Here is a 14,675-nt window from a genome sequence, read left to right as displayed (position 1 = left end):
GTTTTCTGGAATCAGGCTGCCGCGGCCACGGCAAAGCAGCTGCAGACCGCCTTGGTGACCTGCGCCGTGGTGGCCTGGCCGCCCAGGTCGCGCGTGTGCAGGGAGGCGTTGGCCGTCACCGATTCGATGGCCTGCATCAGCTGGCCGGCGACGGCGTGCTCGCCCAGGTGCTCGAGCAGCATCACGCAGCTCCAGAAGGTGCCGACCGGGTTGGCCAGGCCCTTGCCCATGATGTCGAAGGCCGAGCCGTGGATGGGCTCGAACATGCTGGGGTAGCGGCGTTCGGGGTCGATATTGCCGGTGGGCGCGATGCCCAGGCTGCCGGCCAGCGCGGCGGCCAGGTCGCTCAGGATGTCAGCGTGCAGGTTGGTCGCGACCACGGTGTCCAGCGAGGCCGGGCGGTTCACCATGCGGGCCGTGCAGGCGTCGACCAGCTCCTTGTCCCAGCTGACGTCGGGGAACTCCTTGCTGATTTGCAGCGCAATTTCGTCCCACATCACCATGGCGTGGCGCTGGGCGTTGGACTTGGTGACCACCGTGAGCAGCTTGCGCGGCCGCGACTGCGCCAGCCTGAAGGCGTAGCGCATGATGCGCTCGACACCGGCGCGCGTCATCATGGAGACATCGGTCGCCACCTCGATCGGGTGGCCCTGGTGGGCGCGCCCGCCCACGCCCGCGTACTCGCCTTCGGAGTTTTCGCGCACGATGACCCAGTTGAGCTGCTCGGGCGCGCAGCGCTTGAGCGGCGCGTCTATGCCCGGCAGTATGCGCGTGGGCCGCACATTGGCGTACTGGTCAAAGCCCTGGCAGATCTTCAGGCGCAGGCCCCACAGCGTGATGTGGTCGGGGATGTGCGGGTCGCCGGCCGAGCCGAACAGGATGGCGTCCTTGTCGCGCAGCTCGTCCAGCCCCTTGTCGGGCATCATGACGCCGTGCTCGCGGTACCAGTCACCGCCCCAGCCATAGGACGTGAATTCGAAGCGGAAATTGGTTTGCGTGGCGGCCAGGGCCTGCAGCACCTGCTGGCCGGCCGGAATGACCTCCTTGCCGATGCCGTCGCCGGGGATGCAGGCGATCTTGTAAGTCTTCATGGGATTCCTCGGGTTGTGAGGCGTCCAATGTAGCGATTGGCGGGGACAACAAAATCTCGTAAAGTGAGGCCATTGTTAACTTCAAGTTACGAATGACCCCGTCCAACCCCGCCCCTTCCGAGATGGCTTTTTTCAACCTGCTGGCACGCTACGGCAGCCTGTCGGCCACGGCCCGCGAGCTGGGCGTCAGCACGGCGGCGGTCAGCAAGCGGCTGGCGCAGATGGAGGCCAGGCTGGGCGCGCAGCTGCTCAACCGCACGACGCGGCGCGCCAGCCTCACACAGGAAGGCGAGATTTACCTCACGCACGCACGCCGCATCCTGGCCGACATCGACGACATGGAGCAGCAGGTCTCCAGCGCCGTGGCGGCGCCCAAGGGCCTGCTGCGCGTGAACGCCACCCTGGGCTTTGGCCGCAGCCACGTGGCGCCGCTGATCTCGCGTTTTGTCAAAGCCCATCCCGAGATGGAGGTGCAACTGCAGCTCACGGTCAACCCGCCGCCGCTGACCGAGGACGCCTTTGATGTCTGCATACGCTTTGGCGAGCCGCCCGACGCGCGCGTGGTGGCGCGTTTGATCGCGCCGAACCGCCGCCTGCTCTGCGCCTCACCGGCCTACCTGGCGCGCCACGGCACACCCAAGGTGCCGCACGACCTCGCGCGGCACAACTGCATAGGCATACGCCAGGGCGACGAGGCCTACGGCATCTGGCGCCTGGCATCAGGCAAACACACGCAAGCCGTCAAGGTGCACGGAAACCTCAGCACCAGCGACGGCGAGATCGCGGTGAACTGGGCGCTGGACGGCCACGGCATCCTGATGCGCGCCGAATGGGACATCGCCAAATACCTGCGCAGCGGCAGGCTGGTGCAGGTGCTGGAGAACTACCGCACGCCGGCGGCCGACATCCATGCGGTCTACCCGGCCCGCCACCAGTATTCGGCCCGGGTCAAGGCTTTTGTGGATTTCCTGGCGCGGCATTTCGAGAAGCCGTCGACACGGGCCGCGGGGCTTGCGACCGACTGGTAAGCGCTACTCTGTTTTGGCGCCGGCGTCGAACCAGCTTTTGATCACCTGCCGCTCCGCCTCGGTGATACCGGTCGCATTGTTCATGGGCATGAGCCGCGTGACCACAGCCTGCTGGTAGACCTGCGTCGCGTGCAGCTTGAGGGCCGCGGGCGAATCCAGGCGCACATTCTTCATCTGCACCTGCTCGCCGTGGCACTGGTAGCAGCGCTGCGCCAATATGGTTTGCACCTGGCCGTAGCCTGTTGCCGGCGGGGTGGCGGAAGCCGCAGCCACGGCGGTAGGCGCCGGCTTCATCCAGACAATGACACCCAGGATGACGGCCACACCGGCCAGCGCATAGGCCAGCGGATGCCGGTTGCGGCCCAGCTTGTAGCCGTGGCGCAGCACAAAAAACTGGCGTATCGCCGCGCCAGCCAGCATCATCAAAATCAGCACCAGCCAGTTCTGCGGATGGCTCCAGGTGAAGCTGTAGTGGTTGCTCAGCATGGCGAACAGCACCGGCAGCGTGAAGTAGGTGTTGTGCACGCTGCGCTGCTTGCCGCGCTGGCCGTGCACCGGGTCCACAGGCTCGCCGGCCTTGATCGCGGCCACCACCTTGCGCTGGCCGGGGATGATCCAGAAAAACACATTGGCGCTCATGGCCGTGGCCATCATGGCGCCCACCAGCAAAAAGGCCGCGCGCCCGGCAAACCAATGGCAGGCCAGCCAGGAGGCGATGCAGACCAGCACCGCAACCAGCGCGCCGACGATGGCGTCCCCGTTCTTCCGCCCTCCGAACAGCTGGCAGATGCCGTCGTAGAGCATCCAGAACACCACAAAGAATGACAGCGCCACGGCCGCGGCCGCGCCGGGCGACCAGTTCATCAGCGATTTGTCGACCAGGTAGGTGCCTGCATGCCAGAGGTAGGACACCGTGAACAGCGCAAAGCCCGACAGCCAGGTGCTGTAGCTTTCCCAGTAGAACCAGTGCAGGTGGGCCGGCAGCTGCGGCGGCCTGACGGCGAATTTGACGGGGTGGTAAAAACCGCCGCCGTGCACGGCCCAGAGTTCGCCGCTCACGCCCTGCTTCTTCAAGTCCTCATCCACGGGCGGCGTGAGACTGCTGTCGAGGAAGACAAAATAAAACGAGGAACCGACCCAGGCGATGGCGGTGATGACGTGGACCCAGCGCAGCAGCAGGTTGGCCCAGTCGAGAAGGTAGTTTTCCATAGCGCTCAACTTGTGCAAGGCTGCTCACCACTGCGGGCGCTGTAAGCAGAAAACGGGTCACGAACAAGAGAAAGCTTGCGGCTTGGCCACCTGCTTTCCCGGCTCCGCTGCGACCTGGTGGTGCAAGTTTATCGGCTTTGACGCTCAGCGCAAAGCCTTCGCGGCCTTCTCCCGGTTTGCATCGATGGTCTGCAGCAACTGGGCAGCGACAGCAACGGCGATCACCTCGGGCTCCTTGCCCGTGATGCCCGGAACACCTATGGGGCAAGTGACATGCGCGAGCTCGGCCGGCGTGAAGCCCCTGGCCTCCAGCCGGTGGCGAAAGGCCGCCCATTTGCTCTTGCTGCCTATCAAGCCTATGTAGGGCAAATCGCCCTGCTCACGCTGGCGCTTCAGGCAGGCGGCCAGCACATCCAGGTCTTCGGCATGGCTGAAGCTCATGATCAGCACACGTGATTGCGGCGCCAGGCCCGGCACGGCGGCCTGCACCGGATCGGAATGTTCGCAGCTCACGCGCGGCGGCACGCTGTCCGGAAATATGCCGTCGCGGCTGTCTACCCAGCTCAGCTCAAACGGCAAAGGCGCGAGCACCCGCGCCAGCGCGTGCCCCACATGGCCGCCGCCGAACAGCGCCACCGGCGTAAGCCGCGGCGAACCCAGCCGTAACGCCAGCGCCGCCGCATCACCGGCCTGCACCGGCTCAAAGCGCAGTTGCACCACACCGCCGCAGCACTGGCCCAGCGAAGGGCCCAGCGCCACGCGCACCAGCGCCCCGGCATCCGCCGGGCTACCGCCGCCGAGCAGCGCGCGGGCCCGGGCTATGGCCTCGTATTCCAGGTGGCCGCCGCCTATGGTGCCCACGATGTCGTCGGCGAACACCGCCATCCAGGTGCCGGCCTCGCGCGGGACCGAGCCCTGGGTTTGGGCCACCTGCACCAGCACCGCCGGCGACGAAGCCAGGCGGGCCAGCAGGGACTCCAGTAACAAACCGGTGTTGCGGGAAACCATTGGTGACGTGTTTGCGCTGTAAGCGGATGGAATAGTGGGCTAAATTAGACCTTAGCACCACCCGGGCAGCGCGCGCTTCGCGCGCATGATGACGGGTATACACAAAATCCCATGAACCGCCGAAAGGCAAACCATGACAAAACCCGAAATGCCTTCTTCTTCCTCCACCGCCCCGCGCCGCTTCTGGCTGGTGGCCCTGCTGTCCGGCGTTGCGGCCGCCGTGGTCAGCGCCTGCAAGACGGCCCCCGAGGCCACGCCCGCCGGCCCAGCCGCGGCACCCGACTCACCGGTCATCGGGCCTATTGCGGGCCCGAAAGGCTCCGCCAGAAGCTCAGGGGCGACCACACCGCGCGCTTACCGGGAAGACGGCGCCACGCACATTTACGGCCTCAATCACGAGCGCGTCTACAAAGGCCGCATGCCGCCGCTGCTGTATGCGGTGGGCGTGCTCAATGTGGAAATCGACCGCAGCGGCCGCGTGACCCATATGGACTGGATGCGCGCCCCGCGCCACGCCCCCGAAGTGATGGCGGAAATCACCAAAATGATCCAGGAAGCTTCGCCCTTCCCGGCGCCCACCCGCATGGGCAAGGTGGTCTATACCGATACCTGGCTGTGGCACAAGAGCGGGAAATTCCAGCTGGACACGCTCACCGAAGGACAGGATTAGGGCCCCCACGGTCGTTCACTTCGTGTAGCTCCCGAGGCCTTGCAGGCCGCGGCTCGCGAGACGCTTCGCCTCTGTCGCCCGTCCAAGCCTGCGCAGGCAGGCTTGGAGCCGCGGGCTCCAGCCCCTCGGGGCCGCCCGCCTGCGGCCCGGCAAAGCCGGTTCCGCGGCTCATGCTGGCCTTGATCGGCTCGCTTCGCATCGCCTGCGGTGGCCCTTTTCAGGCCTGGCCGCTATTCAATCTGCAAGTTCTGCGTCTTCACCACGTTCCGCCAGGCACGGTAGTCAGCCTCAATGAAGTGCCCCAGCAGCGCAGGTGAGCCGGGTGCGGCTTCGACGGCGTCGGCCTTGAAGCGGGTGACCACCTCGGGCATGACCACCACCTTGTTGATGGCGGCGTTGAGGGTGTTGACGATGGCCGGCGGGGTGCCGGTGGGGGCCATGAGCGCAAAGTAGTTGACCACGTCGATGCCGGGCAGGCCGGCTTCGGCCATGCTGGGCACGTCAGGCAGGGCGCTGGAGCGCTTGGCGCTGGTCACGGCCAGCGGCTTGACGCTGCCGTTCTTGATGAAGGGCAGCAGCGCCGGGATGGTGCCGGTGACAAGGTGGATCTGCCCGCCAATCATGTCCATGGTGGCGGGCGCCACGCCGCGGTAGGGGATGTGGGTGATGAAGGTACCGGTGCGGGCCTTGAGCAGCTCCAGCACCAGGTGGTTGACGCCGCCCGCGCCGGCTGAACCGTAATTGAGCGCGCCCGGCTTTTGCCTGGCCAGGCTCACCAGTTCCTTCATGTTGTTGGCCGGCAGCTTGGTGTTGGCGGCCCAGACCAGCGGGCCGCTGGCGATCATGCCGACCGGCGTGAAGTGGCGCAGCGGGTCGTAGTTGGCGCTGGGCAGCGAAGCCGCCACGGTAGTAAAGGGCGAGGCCACCAGCAGGAGGGTGTAGCCGTCGGCCGGTGACTGCGCCACAAACTGCGTGCCTATCGCGCCCGAGGCGCCGGCGCGGTTGTCGACCACAAAGGTGGCGTTCAGCACCTCACCGAGTTTTTGCGCCACCAGCCGCGCCATCGCGTCGGTGCCGGCGCCGGGCGCGAAGGGCACCACGATCTTGACTGGACGGTCCGGGTAAACGCCGGAAGGGCCTTGCGCCATGGCGGCGGGAAGCGCCAGGCTGGCGGCGGTGCCTGCGGACAGCAGCAGGGCTTGGCGGCGGCTCAGGGCGCCCATTGGCTTGACATTCATGGGGGAAGGGGAAGAAGTGACCAAAACCGTTGATTGTCGCCGCGCCCCATGACGCGGGGATGACACGGCGGCGACCGTGTTTTCCCTGAGGGCGCCGCCGGGGCCCGCTCAGCTGCCGCGGTAGGTGGAGTAGCTCCAGGGACTGACCAGCAGGGGCACGTGGTAGTGGCTGCCGGTGTCGGCCACGCCAAAGTCCAGGCTGACCTGGTCCAGGAAGGCCGGCTCGGGCAGCGCCACGCCGCGCGCCTTGAAGTACGCCGCGACCTCGAACACCAGGCGGTAGGTGCCGGCTTTGAGGCTGGCGTTGTCATAAAGCGGCCCGTCCGGGTTGCGGCCGTCGGCGTTCAGGGTGAAGGTTTTTACCAGCGCGGCCTGCCCGCCCTGCATGGTGAACAGCGAGACCTTCATGCCGCCCGCCGGCACGCCGTGCATGGTGTCCAGTACATGTGTGCTCAAGCCCATGGCAGTCCCTTTGTGATTTCGGTTTACCAAAAGTGTATACAGTTTTTGAATATGCGGCTATCATGGCCCGATGGAATCATCCACCACCCATGCCATCGTCGAGGCGCTGACCAAGGCCATTGTGGAGCACCGGCTGCACCCGGGCACCAAGCTGGCGGAGCAAAAACTCGCCGACCATTTCGGGGTTTCGCGCACGCTGGTGCGGCAGGCGCTGTTCCAGTTGTCGAAGAACCGGCTGATACGCCTGGAGCCGGCGCGCGGCGCCTTTGTGGCCGCGCCCTCGGCGATGGAGGCGCGCCAGGTGTTCGCGGTGCGCCGCATGCTGGAAGCCGAAATGACGCGCGCCTTTGTGCGCGAGGTCACGCCCGCCAAGATCAAGGCGCTCAAGGAGCACGTGGCGCGCGAGAAATCCGCGCTGGACGACGTGCCCGGCCGCACCGAGCTGCTGGGCGACTTCCATGTGCGCATGGCCGAACTCATGGGCAACGAGGTGCTGGCGCAGATGCTGGGCGAGCTGATCTCGCGCTGCGCGCTGATCACGCTGATGTACCAGACGGCCACCGCCGCCGAACACTCCAACGACGAGCACGCCGAAATCGTCAAGGCCCTGGCCGCCCGGGACGAGGCGCTGGCCGTGCGCCTCATGAACGAACACCTGCTGCACGTCGAGGAAAACCTGGCCTTCGACCGCAAGGTACCGACCAACGATATTTCGATGGCGCTGTCATGAACTCAAAATACCCACGGGATTTGATTGGCTACGGCCGCAACCCACCGCATGCCAACTGGCCCGGCCAGGCCCGCATCGCCGTGCAGTTCGTGCTCAATTATGAAGAAGGCGGCGAGAACTCGGTGCTGCACGGCGACGCCGGCTCCGAGCAGTTTTTGTCCGAAATGGCCAACCCGCCCAGCTACGCCGACCGCCACCTGAGCATGGAAGGCATTTACGAATACGGATCGCGCGTGGGCGTGTGGCGCATCCTGCGCGAGTTTGAAAAGCGCGGCTTGCCGCTGACCGTCTTCGGCGTCGGCATGGCCTTGCAGCGCCACCCCGAGGTCGCCGCGGCCTTCACCGAACTGGGCCACGAAATCGCCTGCCACGGCTGGCGCTGGATCAATTACCAGCAGGTCGACGAAGCCACCGAGCGCGAACACATGCGCCTGGGCCTGGACGCGATTGAAAAACTCACCGGTACACGCCCGCTGGGCTGGTACACCGGCCGCGACAGCCCCAATACGCGCCGGCTGGTGGCCGACGACGGACGGCTTGAATACGACAGCGACTACTACGGCGACGACCTGCCCTTCTGGACCGAGGTCACACGCACCGACGGCGCCGTCGTGCCGCGGCTGGTCGTGCCCTACACGCTGGACACCAACGACATGCGCTTTGCCCTGCCCCAGGGTTTTGCGCAGGCCGAGGACTTTTTCATCTACCTGCGCGACAGCTTTGACGCGCTGTATGCCGAAGGCGACGCGTCGCCCAAAATGCTCAGCATAGGCATGCACTGCCGGCTGCTGGGCCGGCCCGGCCGCATCGTGGCGCTGCAGCGTTTCCTGGACCATGTGCAAAAACACGACCGCGTCTGGGTCTGTCGCCGCATAGACATCGCCCGCCACTGGCGGGCCACCCACTCCTACATGCCCCGGCAGGAAAGCTGAACATGGCCATCACCCTTGAACAGGTCAACACCGCGCCGCGCGAGCAGGCGCTGCAACTGCTGGACGGGCTTTACGAGCACTCCCCCTGGGTAGCCGAAAAAGCGCTGGACGCCCGCCCCTTCCGCTCGCTGGCGCATCTCAAGCACGCGATGGCCCAGGTGCTGCGGGGCGCCGGCAAGGACGCGCAGGTCAAACTCATACAGGCCCACCCCGAGCTTGCCGGCAAGGCCATGGTGAGCAAATCCCTCACTGCGGAGTCGACCAACGAGCAAGGCAAGGCCGGCCTCACGGATTGCACGCCCGAAGAATTCGCCACGCTGCAAAAGCTCAATGCCGACTACAACGCGAAATTCGGCTTCCCCTTTATCCTCGCGGTGCGCGGCCCGCGCGGCACCGGACTGAGCCGCCAGCAGATCATCGAGACCTTCGCGCGCCGCCTGCTCAACCACCCCGATTTCGAGCTGCAGGAAAACCTGCGCAACATCCACCGCGTGGTGGAACTCAGGCTCAACGACAAGTTCGCGGCCACGCCCGCGCTGGGCAACGATGTCTGGGACTGGCACGAAGCCCTGTCGCAGTACAGCGACCCGGGCTACCTTGAAAAAGGCCAGCTCACGGTGACCTACCTGACCGACGCACACCGCGCCTGCGCGGCCTACATCAGCAGCACCATGCGCGACTGCGGCTTTGACGAGGTGAGCATCGATGCGGTGGGCAATGTGGTGGGTGTTTACAAAGCCTCGGCGCCGGGTGCCAAGACCCTGCTGACCGGCAGCCACTACGACACCGTGCGCAACGGCGGCAAGTACGACGGCCGGCTCGGCATCTTCGCGCCCATGGCCTGCGTGCGCGAGCTGCACCGCCAGGGCAAGCGCCTGCCCTTCAACATCGAGGTCGTGGGCTTTGCCGAAGAGGAAGGCCAGCGCTACAAGGCCACCTTCCTGGGCTCGGGCGCACTGATAGGCGACTTCAAGCCCGAGTGGCTGGAGCAGAAGGACGCCGACGGCATCACCATGCGCGAGGCCATGCATCAAGCCGGCCTGAAGCCCGAGGACATCCCCCTTATCAAGCGCGACGCCGGCAATTACCTGGGTTTTGTCGAAGTGCACATCGAGCAGGGCCCGGTGCTCAACGAGCTGGACCTGCCGCTGGGCATCGTGACTTCGATCAATGGCAATGTGCGCTACCTCTGCGAAATCAGCGGCATGGCCAGCCACGCCGGCACCACGCCCATGAACCGCCGCCGCGACGCGGCCGCAGCCGCCGCCGAGCTGCTGCTGTATGTGGAGCGCCGCGCGGCGCAGGACGGCGACTCCGTCGGCACCGTGGGCATGCTGCAGGTGCCCAGCGGCTCCATCAACGTGGTGCCGGGGCGCTGCCTGTTTTCGCTGGACATGCGCGCGCCCGTCGATGCGCAGCGCGACGCGCTGGTGGCCGACGTGCTGGCCGAACTCAAGGCGATTTGCGAACGCCGCGGCGTGCATTTCACGACCGAGCTGACCGAACGCGCCGCCGCCGCGCCCAGCGCGCCGGCCTGGCAGCAGCGCTGGGAGCGCGCGGTCGACTCGCTGGGCGTGCCGCTGCATGCCATGCCCAGCGGCGCCGGCCACGACGCCATGAAGCTGCACAAGGTGATGCCGCAGGCCATGCTGTTTGTGCGCGGCCAGAACTCCGGCATCAGCCACAACCCGCTGGAAAGCAGCACCAGCGACGACATCGAGCTTGCGATCCAGGCTTTCACCCATCTGCTCACCCATCTCGCCCCCTGACCACCATGACCTTTTCCACAGACTACGCAAAGCTCGACAGCTGGATAGATGCCCACTTCGACGAGGAAACCGCATTCCTGCAGCAGCTCATACGCGTGCCCACCGACACGCCGCCGGGCAACAACGCGCCGCATGCCGAGCGCACCGCCGAACTCATCAAGGCCTTCGGCTTCGAAGCCGAAAAGCACCCCGTGCCCGAAGCCGAAGTGCGCGGCTATGGCATGGAGTCCATCACCAACCTGATCGTGCGGCGCAAATATGGCGGTAGCGGCGAAGGAAAGGGTGAGGGAAAAACCATTGCCTTGAACGCCCACGGGGACGTGGTGCCGCCCGGCGAGGGCTGGACCAAAGACCCCTACGGCGGCGAAATCGTGGACGGCAAGATCTACGGCCGCGCCTCCGCCGTCAGCAAATGCGATTTCGCCAGCTTCACCTTCGCGGTGCGCGCGCTTGAGGCGCTGGGCGCGCCGCTCAAGGGCGCTATCGAACTGCACTTCACCTACGACGAGGAATTCGGCGGCGAGATGGGCCCGGGCTGGCTGCTCAAACAAGGCCTGACAAAACCCGACCTGCTGATCGCGGCCGGCTTCTCTTATGAAGTCGTCACCGCCCACAACGGCTGCCTGCAGATGGAAGTCACGGTGCACGGCAAGATGGCGCATGCCGCGATTCCCGACACCGGCGTCGATGCGCTGCAGGGCGCGGTGCACATCCTGAATGCCCTCTATGCGCAGAACGCGCTTTACCAGCAGGTCACGTCCAGGGTCGAGGGCATCAAGCACCCCTACCTCAACGTGGGCCGCATCGAGGGCGGCACCAACACCAATGTGGTGCCCGGCAAGGTGACGTTCAAGCTGGACCGCCGCATGATCCCCGAAGAGAACCCGGCCGAGGTCGAAGCCAACATCCGCCAGGTGATCGCCGACGCTGCGGCTGAACGCAAGGGCATCACGGTAGACATCAAGCGCCTGCTGCTGGCCAACTCCATGCGGCCGCTGCCCGGCAACCAGCCGCTGGTCGAGGCCATCCAGAAGCACGGCGAGGCGCTGTTCGGCCAGAAAATCCCGGCCATGGGCACACCGCTGTACACCGACGTGCGCCTTTATGCCGAAGCCGGCATTCCCGGCGTGATCTACGGCGCCGGCCCGCGCACCGTGCTCGAATCGCATGCCAAGCGCGCCGACGAGCGCCTGGAGCTCGAAGACCTGCGCCGCGCCACCAAGGTGATCGCGCGCACGCTGCGCGACCTGCTGGCCTGAGCCAGGCCGCCCCGCCCCCATCAAACACCCGCCACGGCGGGTGTTTTGCTTTGCGGCACCCGCGCGAACGGTTGCGTCAGTGTTGACCGAATCAGCTGGAATCGCCCGGGATAACCCTGTGGTAGCGCCAAAACTACTTGTCTACATTTCTTGTATGCAAGTCTTGCCCGCAAGAACTTGCTACCCCGCAACGACTCTTCCGGAGACTGCCATGCCCAAGTTTTTCCGCTCACTGTTTGGCCAGGTGATCCTGGCCCTCATCGTCGGCGTGCTCGTCGGCTTTATCTGGCCGGAGACGGCCGTCAAGCTCAAACCGCTGGGCGACGGCTTTATCAAGCTGATCAAGATGCTGATTCCCATGATCGTCTTCTGCGTTGTCGTGCACGGCATCGCGGGCGCGGGCGACCTGCGGCGCGTCGGCCGCGTCGGCGTCAAGTCGCTGATCTACTTCGAGGTGGTGACCACCATCGCCCTGGTGATAGGCCTGGTGCTGGCCTTTGTGTTCCAGCCCGGCGCCGGCATGAATGTGGACCCCAAGCTGCTGGACCCCAAGGCCATGGGCGCCTATGTCGAAAACGCCGGCAAGCTCACCGGCGGCGGCACGGTGGAGTTCCTCATGAAGCTGATCCCCACCACCGCGGTCAGCGCCTTCGTCAACGGCGACGTGCTGCAGGTCCTGCTGTTCTCGGTGCTGTTCGGCTGCGCGCTGGCCATGCTGGGCGACAGGGGCCAGAAGGTGGTCGGCCTGGTCGACGACCTGGCCCACGTGCTGTTCAAGACCATGGGCATCATCATCAAGCTCGCGCCGCTGGGCGTGCTGGGCGCCATCGCTTTCACCGTCGGCAAGTACGGCATAGGCTCGCTCAAGCAGCTGGGCATGCTGGTGGTGCTGTTCTACGGCGCGGTGATCATCTTCGTGGCCGTGGTGCTGGGCACCATCATGCGGCTGTCGGGCTTCAGCCTGTTCAAGCTGCTCAAGTACCTGCGCGAGGAACTGATGGTGGTGTTTGCCACCACCTCGTCGGACAGCGTGCTGCCGCAGATCATGGCCAAGCTCAAGCGCATGGGCATACGCGACTCCACCGTCGGCCTGGTGATTCCCACGGGCTACTCCTTCAACCTCGACGCCTTCTCGATCTACATCACGCTGGCGGCCGTTTTCATCGCCCAGGCCACCAACACGCCCATCTCCATGGCCGACCTGCTGACCATCCTGGCGATCTCGCTGGTCACCTCCAAGGGCGCGCACGGCGTGCCCGGCTCGGCCATCGTGGTGCTGGCCGCCACCCTGCAGGCGATTCCCGCGATCCCGGCCATAGGCCTGGTGCTGGTGCTGTCGGTGGACTGGTTCATGGGCATCGCCCGGGCCCTGGGCAACCTGATCGGCAACTGCGTGGCCACCGTCGCGGTGGCGGCCTGGGAAGGCGACATAGACCGCGAACGCGCCCATGCGGTGCTCGACGGCCGCTATGTGCCGCCCACCGAGGACGACATGGACATCGAAGTCGGCGCCGTCCCGGCCAAGGCTTGACAAACCGCCACCCGCGCTGAACCCCAGCCGCTACACTCGCAGCACCATGAGCAGCAGCCAGGTCCAGATCGCCCAGCAGGTCGTCGAGTCCATACTCGCGCAGAAACTCTCGCCCGGCGAACGCCTGGGAGAGCAGGAGCTGGCCGAGCTCTTCGGCGTCAGCCGCACCCTGGTGCGCGAAGCGCTGATGCAGCTGCAGGCGCGCGGCTTTGTGGAGGTGCGCACGCGCAAGGGCTGGTATGTGGTCGAACCTTCGGTCGAGGAAGCGCGCGACGCCTTCTCGGCCCGGCGCATCATCGAGGGCGGCATTCTTCGCGAGGCCGGGCGGCCGCTGCAATCGGTGCTGCACAGGCTGCGTGATCACATTGCCCAGGAAGAGCAGGCCATCGAAGAGGCCGACGCCGCCACCCGGGCCTTTTTGCTGGCCGACTTCCACGTCTGCCTGGCCGAATGCCTGGGCCAGCGCCTGCTGTGCGACGTGCTGCGCGACCTGACCGCACGCACCACGCTGGCCGCCTCGCTCTACCAGTCCAAACATGACGCGGGCCAGTCCTGCGCCGAGCACGCGGCCATCGTGGCCGCACTGGAGCAAGGCCAGCTGGAGTCGGCCCGTGAACTGATGCTCGCGCACATCGGCAGCGTCGAAGCCGCGCTGGGCTCGTCGGCACCCGATACCGCGGCCGGCGGCGAGCGCCTGCGCGCGGCGCTCACGCAGCTGGCGCGGCCGCCGTTGCGCAAGGCCGGCTAAAGGGCCAAAGCCACCTCAGGCCCTCTCAGGCCTTGGGCAGGGTCTCCCACCAGCGCTCGCCGAAGCGCCCCTGCAGGAAAGCCACAAAGGCCTGGACCTTGCCCGGCAGCAGCTTGGGCGAAGGGAACACCGCATGGATTTCCTGCTCGGGCAGGGCATGGTCCTTGAGCACTTCCACGATATGGCCCGAGGCCAGTGAATCGCCCGCCACATAACGCGGCAGCGCCGCGATGCCCAGGCCGCCGCGCGCCGCCGCCAGCACCGCCGAGAGGTTGTTCGAATGCAGGCGGCCGGTCACCGGCACCGTCACCGGCTCGCCTTTGGGCGTGAACAGCCGCCAGACGTCGTCGCCCTGCACGCTGCTGTAGACCAGCGCGTTGTGGCCGCTGAGATCGGCCGGCTTTTTCGGCGTGCCCGACTTTTTGAGGTAAGCCGGCGAGGCCACCAGCACCCAGGGGTTCATGCCCAGGAAGCGCGCGCCCAGCGTGGAGTCGGCCAGCTTGCCCATGCGCACCGCCACGTCTATGCCCTGGGCCACCAGGTCGACATAGCGGTCCTCAAAACTCAGGTCCAGCTGCACCTGCTTGTGCCTGGCCATGAACTCCAGCGCCAGCGGCACGATGACGCGGCGGCCGAAGGCCACCGAAGTGCCTATGCGCAGCAGGCCCTGGGCCTGCGTCTGGCGCAGCCGCGCCACGCTGTCGGCCTCTTCCACCTCGCGCACGATGGATTTGCATTTCTCGTAGTACAGCGCGCCCGACTCGGTGAGGCTGACGCCGCGCGTGTTGCGGTTGAGCAGCCGAACCTTCAGGCGCGCCTCGGTGGCCGCCACCTGCTTGGTCACCGTGGGCTGGGTGGTGGCGAATTCGCGCGCCGCTTTCGAGAAGCTGCCGGTCTCCACCACACGCACAAACATGTGCATTGCCTGCAATCTGTCCATGCTTTCATCATAGTGAGTTATCGGTGAATCCCGGGGCCGTTTATTCCTGGATGGAATAGC

Annotated in this window: 14 protein-coding genes; 8 read left to right on the top strand and 6 right to left on the bottom strand. The window is 66.1% G+C overall.

The window, feature by feature from the left end:
* Positions 1-11: 11 nt before the first annotated feature.
* Positions 12-1,091, bottom strand: coding sequence for a tartrate dehydrogenase (locus ACEN9P_RS16910; RefSeq protein ID WP_477663562.1), 1,080 nt, complete (start codon positions 1,089-1,091; stop codon positions 12-14).
* 92 nt (positions 1,092-1,183) lie between these two features.
* On the opposite strand from ACEN9P_RS16910, the gene ACEN9P_RS16905 reads away from it, so the two are divergent.
* Complete coding sequence (locus ACEN9P_RS16905) at positions 1,184-2,119, top strand: LysR family transcriptional regulator (protein ID WP_495619888.1); 936 nt, start codon at positions 1,184-1,186, stop codon at positions 2,117-2,119.
* A 3-nt stretch (positions 2,120-2,122) separates the two neighbouring features.
* Here the strand turns inward: ACEN9P_RS16905 and ACEN9P_RS16900 are convergent, their stop codons facing one another.
* Together ACEN9P_RS16900 and xdhC are read right to left on the bottom strand one after the other, a co-directional pair.
* The gene (locus ACEN9P_RS16900) at positions 2,123-3,328 is read right to left on the bottom strand and encodes a urate hydroxylase PuuD (protein WP_477663564.1); all 1,206 of its coding nucleotides are present in this window, start codon (positions 3,326-3,328) and stop codon (positions 2,123-2,125) included.
* Between the two features lie 144 nt (positions 3,329-3,472).
* A complete protein-coding gene (gene xdhC, locus ACEN9P_RS16895; RefSeq protein ID WP_477663565.1) occupies positions 3,473-4,336 on the bottom strand; it encodes a xanthine dehydrogenase accessory protein XdhC in 864 nt (287 codons plus the stop codon).
* A 133-nt stretch (positions 4,337-4,469) separates the two neighbouring features.
* Between xdhC and ACEN9P_RS16890 the strand changes: the two genes are divergently transcribed.
* Positions 4,470-5,006, top strand: coding sequence for a hypothetical protein (locus ACEN9P_RS16890; RefSeq protein ID WP_495619887.1), 537 nt, complete (start codon positions 4,470-4,472; stop codon positions 5,004-5,006).
* A 230-nt stretch (positions 5,007-5,236) separates the two neighbouring features.
* Here ACEN9P_RS16890 and ACEN9P_RS16885 read toward each other — a convergent pair whose 3' ends face one another.
* Together ACEN9P_RS16885 and uraH are read right to left on the bottom strand one after the other, a co-directional pair.
* Positions 5,237-6,244 (bottom strand): tripartite tricarboxylate transporter substrate binding protein, encoded by a 1,008-nt coding sequence (locus ACEN9P_RS16885; protein WP_477663567.1) that lies wholly within the window; start codon positions 6,242-6,244, stop codon positions 5,237-5,239.
* Between the two features lie 108 nt (positions 6,245-6,352).
* Entirely contained in the window at positions 6,353-6,706 is a 354-nt protein-coding gene (gene uraH / locus ACEN9P_RS16880; RefSeq protein ID WP_495619886.1) for a hydroxyisourate hydrolase, read from the bottom strand.
* A 70-nt stretch (positions 6,707-6,776) separates the two neighbouring features.
* Here uraH and ACEN9P_RS16875 point away from each other — a divergent pair, with 70 nt between their 5' ends.
* The 6 genes from ACEN9P_RS16875 to ACEN9P_RS16850 all read left to right on the top strand — a co-directional run bounded on the left by ACEN9P_RS16875 (position 6,777) and on the right by ACEN9P_RS16850 (position 13,675).
* The gene (locus ACEN9P_RS16875) at positions 6,777-7,436 is read left to right on the top strand and encodes a GntR family transcriptional regulator (protein ID WP_477663569.1); all 660 of its coding nucleotides are present in this window, start codon (positions 6,777-6,779) and stop codon (positions 7,434-7,436) included.
* Positions 7,433-8,368 carry an allantoinase PuuE gene (gene puuE / locus ACEN9P_RS16870; RefSeq protein ID WP_495619885.1) on the top strand — a complete coding sequence of 312 codons (936 nt, stop codon included), beginning with the start codon at positions 7,433-7,435 and terminating at the stop codon, positions 8,366-8,368. Before ACEN9P_RS16875 ends, puuE begins: the two co-directional genes overlap by 4 nt.
* Positions 8,369-8,370: 2 nt before the next feature.
* A complete protein-coding gene (gene uraD, locus ACEN9P_RS16865; RefSeq protein WP_495619884.1) occupies positions 8,371-10,137 on the top strand; it encodes a 2-oxo-4-hydroxy-4-carboxy-5-ureidoimidazoline decarboxylase in 1,767 nt (588 codons plus the stop codon).
* 5 nt (positions 10,138-10,142) lie between these two features.
* Positions 10,143-11,396 carry a M20 family metallopeptidase gene (locus ACEN9P_RS16860; protein WP_477700941.1) on the top strand — a complete coding sequence of 418 codons (1,254 nt, stop codon included), beginning with the start codon at positions 10,143-10,145 and terminating at the stop codon, positions 11,394-11,396.
* 211 nt (positions 11,397-11,607) lie between these two features.
* On the top strand, positions 11,608-12,927 hold the full coding sequence (locus ACEN9P_RS16855; RefSeq protein WP_495619883.1) for a C4-dicarboxylate transporter DctA: 1,320 nt from the start codon (positions 11,608-11,610) through the stop codon (positions 12,925-12,927).
* 46 nt (positions 12,928-12,973) lie between these two features.
* Positions 12,974-13,675: a GntR family transcriptional regulator gene (locus tag ACEN9P_RS16850; protein ID WP_477663574.1), complete on the top strand. Its 702-nt coding sequence runs from the start codon at positions 12,974-12,976 to the stop codon at positions 13,673-13,675.
* Between the two features lie 25 nt (positions 13,676-13,700).
* On the opposite strand, the gene ACEN9P_RS16845 is transcribed toward ACEN9P_RS16850, so the two are convergent.
* Positions 13,701-14,615, bottom strand: a complete 915-nt coding sequence (locus ACEN9P_RS16845; RefSeq protein WP_477663575.1) for a LysR family transcriptional regulator — start codon at positions 14,613-14,615, stop codon at positions 13,701-13,703.
* Positions 14,616-14,675: the final 60 nt, after the last annotated feature.

This window comes from Polaromonas sp. Polasp52, from assembly GCF_059491565.1.
The sequence above is the reverse complement of the archived record's forward strand: the minus strand, read 5'-3'. Positions and strand labels throughout refer to the sequence as shown.

What these genes read in the sequence shown, in the direction of transcription:
- ACEN9P_RS16910 (WP_477663562.1), bottom strand. Translation starts at nt 1,091, where the DNA reads ATGAAGACTTACAAGATCGCCTGCATCCCCGGCGACGGCATCGGCAAG.
- ACEN9P_RS16905 (WP_495619888.1), top strand. Translation starts at nt 1,184, where the DNA reads ATGACCCCGTCCAACCCCGCCCCTTCCGAGATGGCTTTTTTCAACCTG.
- ACEN9P_RS16900 (WP_477663564.1), bottom strand. Translation starts at nt 3,328, where the DNA reads ATGGAAAACTACCTTCTCGACTGGGCCAACCTGCTGCTGCGCTGGGTC.
- xdhC (WP_477663565.1), bottom strand. Translation starts at nt 4,336, where the DNA reads ATGGTTTCCCGCAACACCGGTTTGTTACTGGAGTCCCTGCTGGCCCGC.
- ACEN9P_RS16890 (WP_495619887.1), top strand. Translation starts at nt 4,470, where the DNA reads ATGACAAAACCCGAAATGCCTTCTTCTTCCTCCACCGCCCCGCGCCGC.
- ACEN9P_RS16885 (WP_477663567.1), bottom strand. Translation starts at nt 6,244, where the DNA reads ATGAATGTCAAGCCAATGGGCGCCCTGAGCCGCCGCCAAGCCCTGCTG.
- uraH (WP_495619886.1), bottom strand. Translation starts at nt 6,706, where the DNA reads ATGGGCTTGAGCACACATGTACTGGACACCATGCACGGCGTGCCGGCG.
- ACEN9P_RS16875 (WP_477663569.1), top strand. Translation starts at nt 6,777, where the DNA reads ATGGAATCATCCACCACCCATGCCATCGTCGAGGCGCTGACCAAGGCC.
- puuE (WP_495619885.1), top strand. Translation starts at nt 7,433, where the DNA reads ATGAACTCAAAATACCCACGGGATTTGATTGGCTACGGCCGCAACCCA.
- uraD (WP_495619884.1), top strand. Translation starts at nt 8,371, where the DNA reads ATGGCCATCACCCTTGAACAGGTCAACACCGCGCCGCGCGAGCAGGCG.
- ACEN9P_RS16860 (WP_477700941.1), top strand. Translation starts at nt 10,143, where the DNA reads ATGACCTTTTCCACAGACTACGCAAAGCTCGACAGCTGGATAGATGCC.
- ACEN9P_RS16855 (WP_495619883.1), top strand. Translation starts at nt 11,608, where the DNA reads ATGCCCAAGTTTTTCCGCTCACTGTTTGGCCAGGTGATCCTGGCCCTC.
- ACEN9P_RS16850 (WP_477663574.1), top strand. Translation starts at nt 12,974, where the DNA reads ATGAGCAGCAGCCAGGTCCAGATCGCCCAGCAGGTCGTCGAGTCCATA.
- ACEN9P_RS16845 (WP_477663575.1), bottom strand. Translation starts at nt 14,615, where the DNA reads ATGGACAGATTGCAGGCAATGCACATGTTTGTGCGTGTGGTGGAGACC.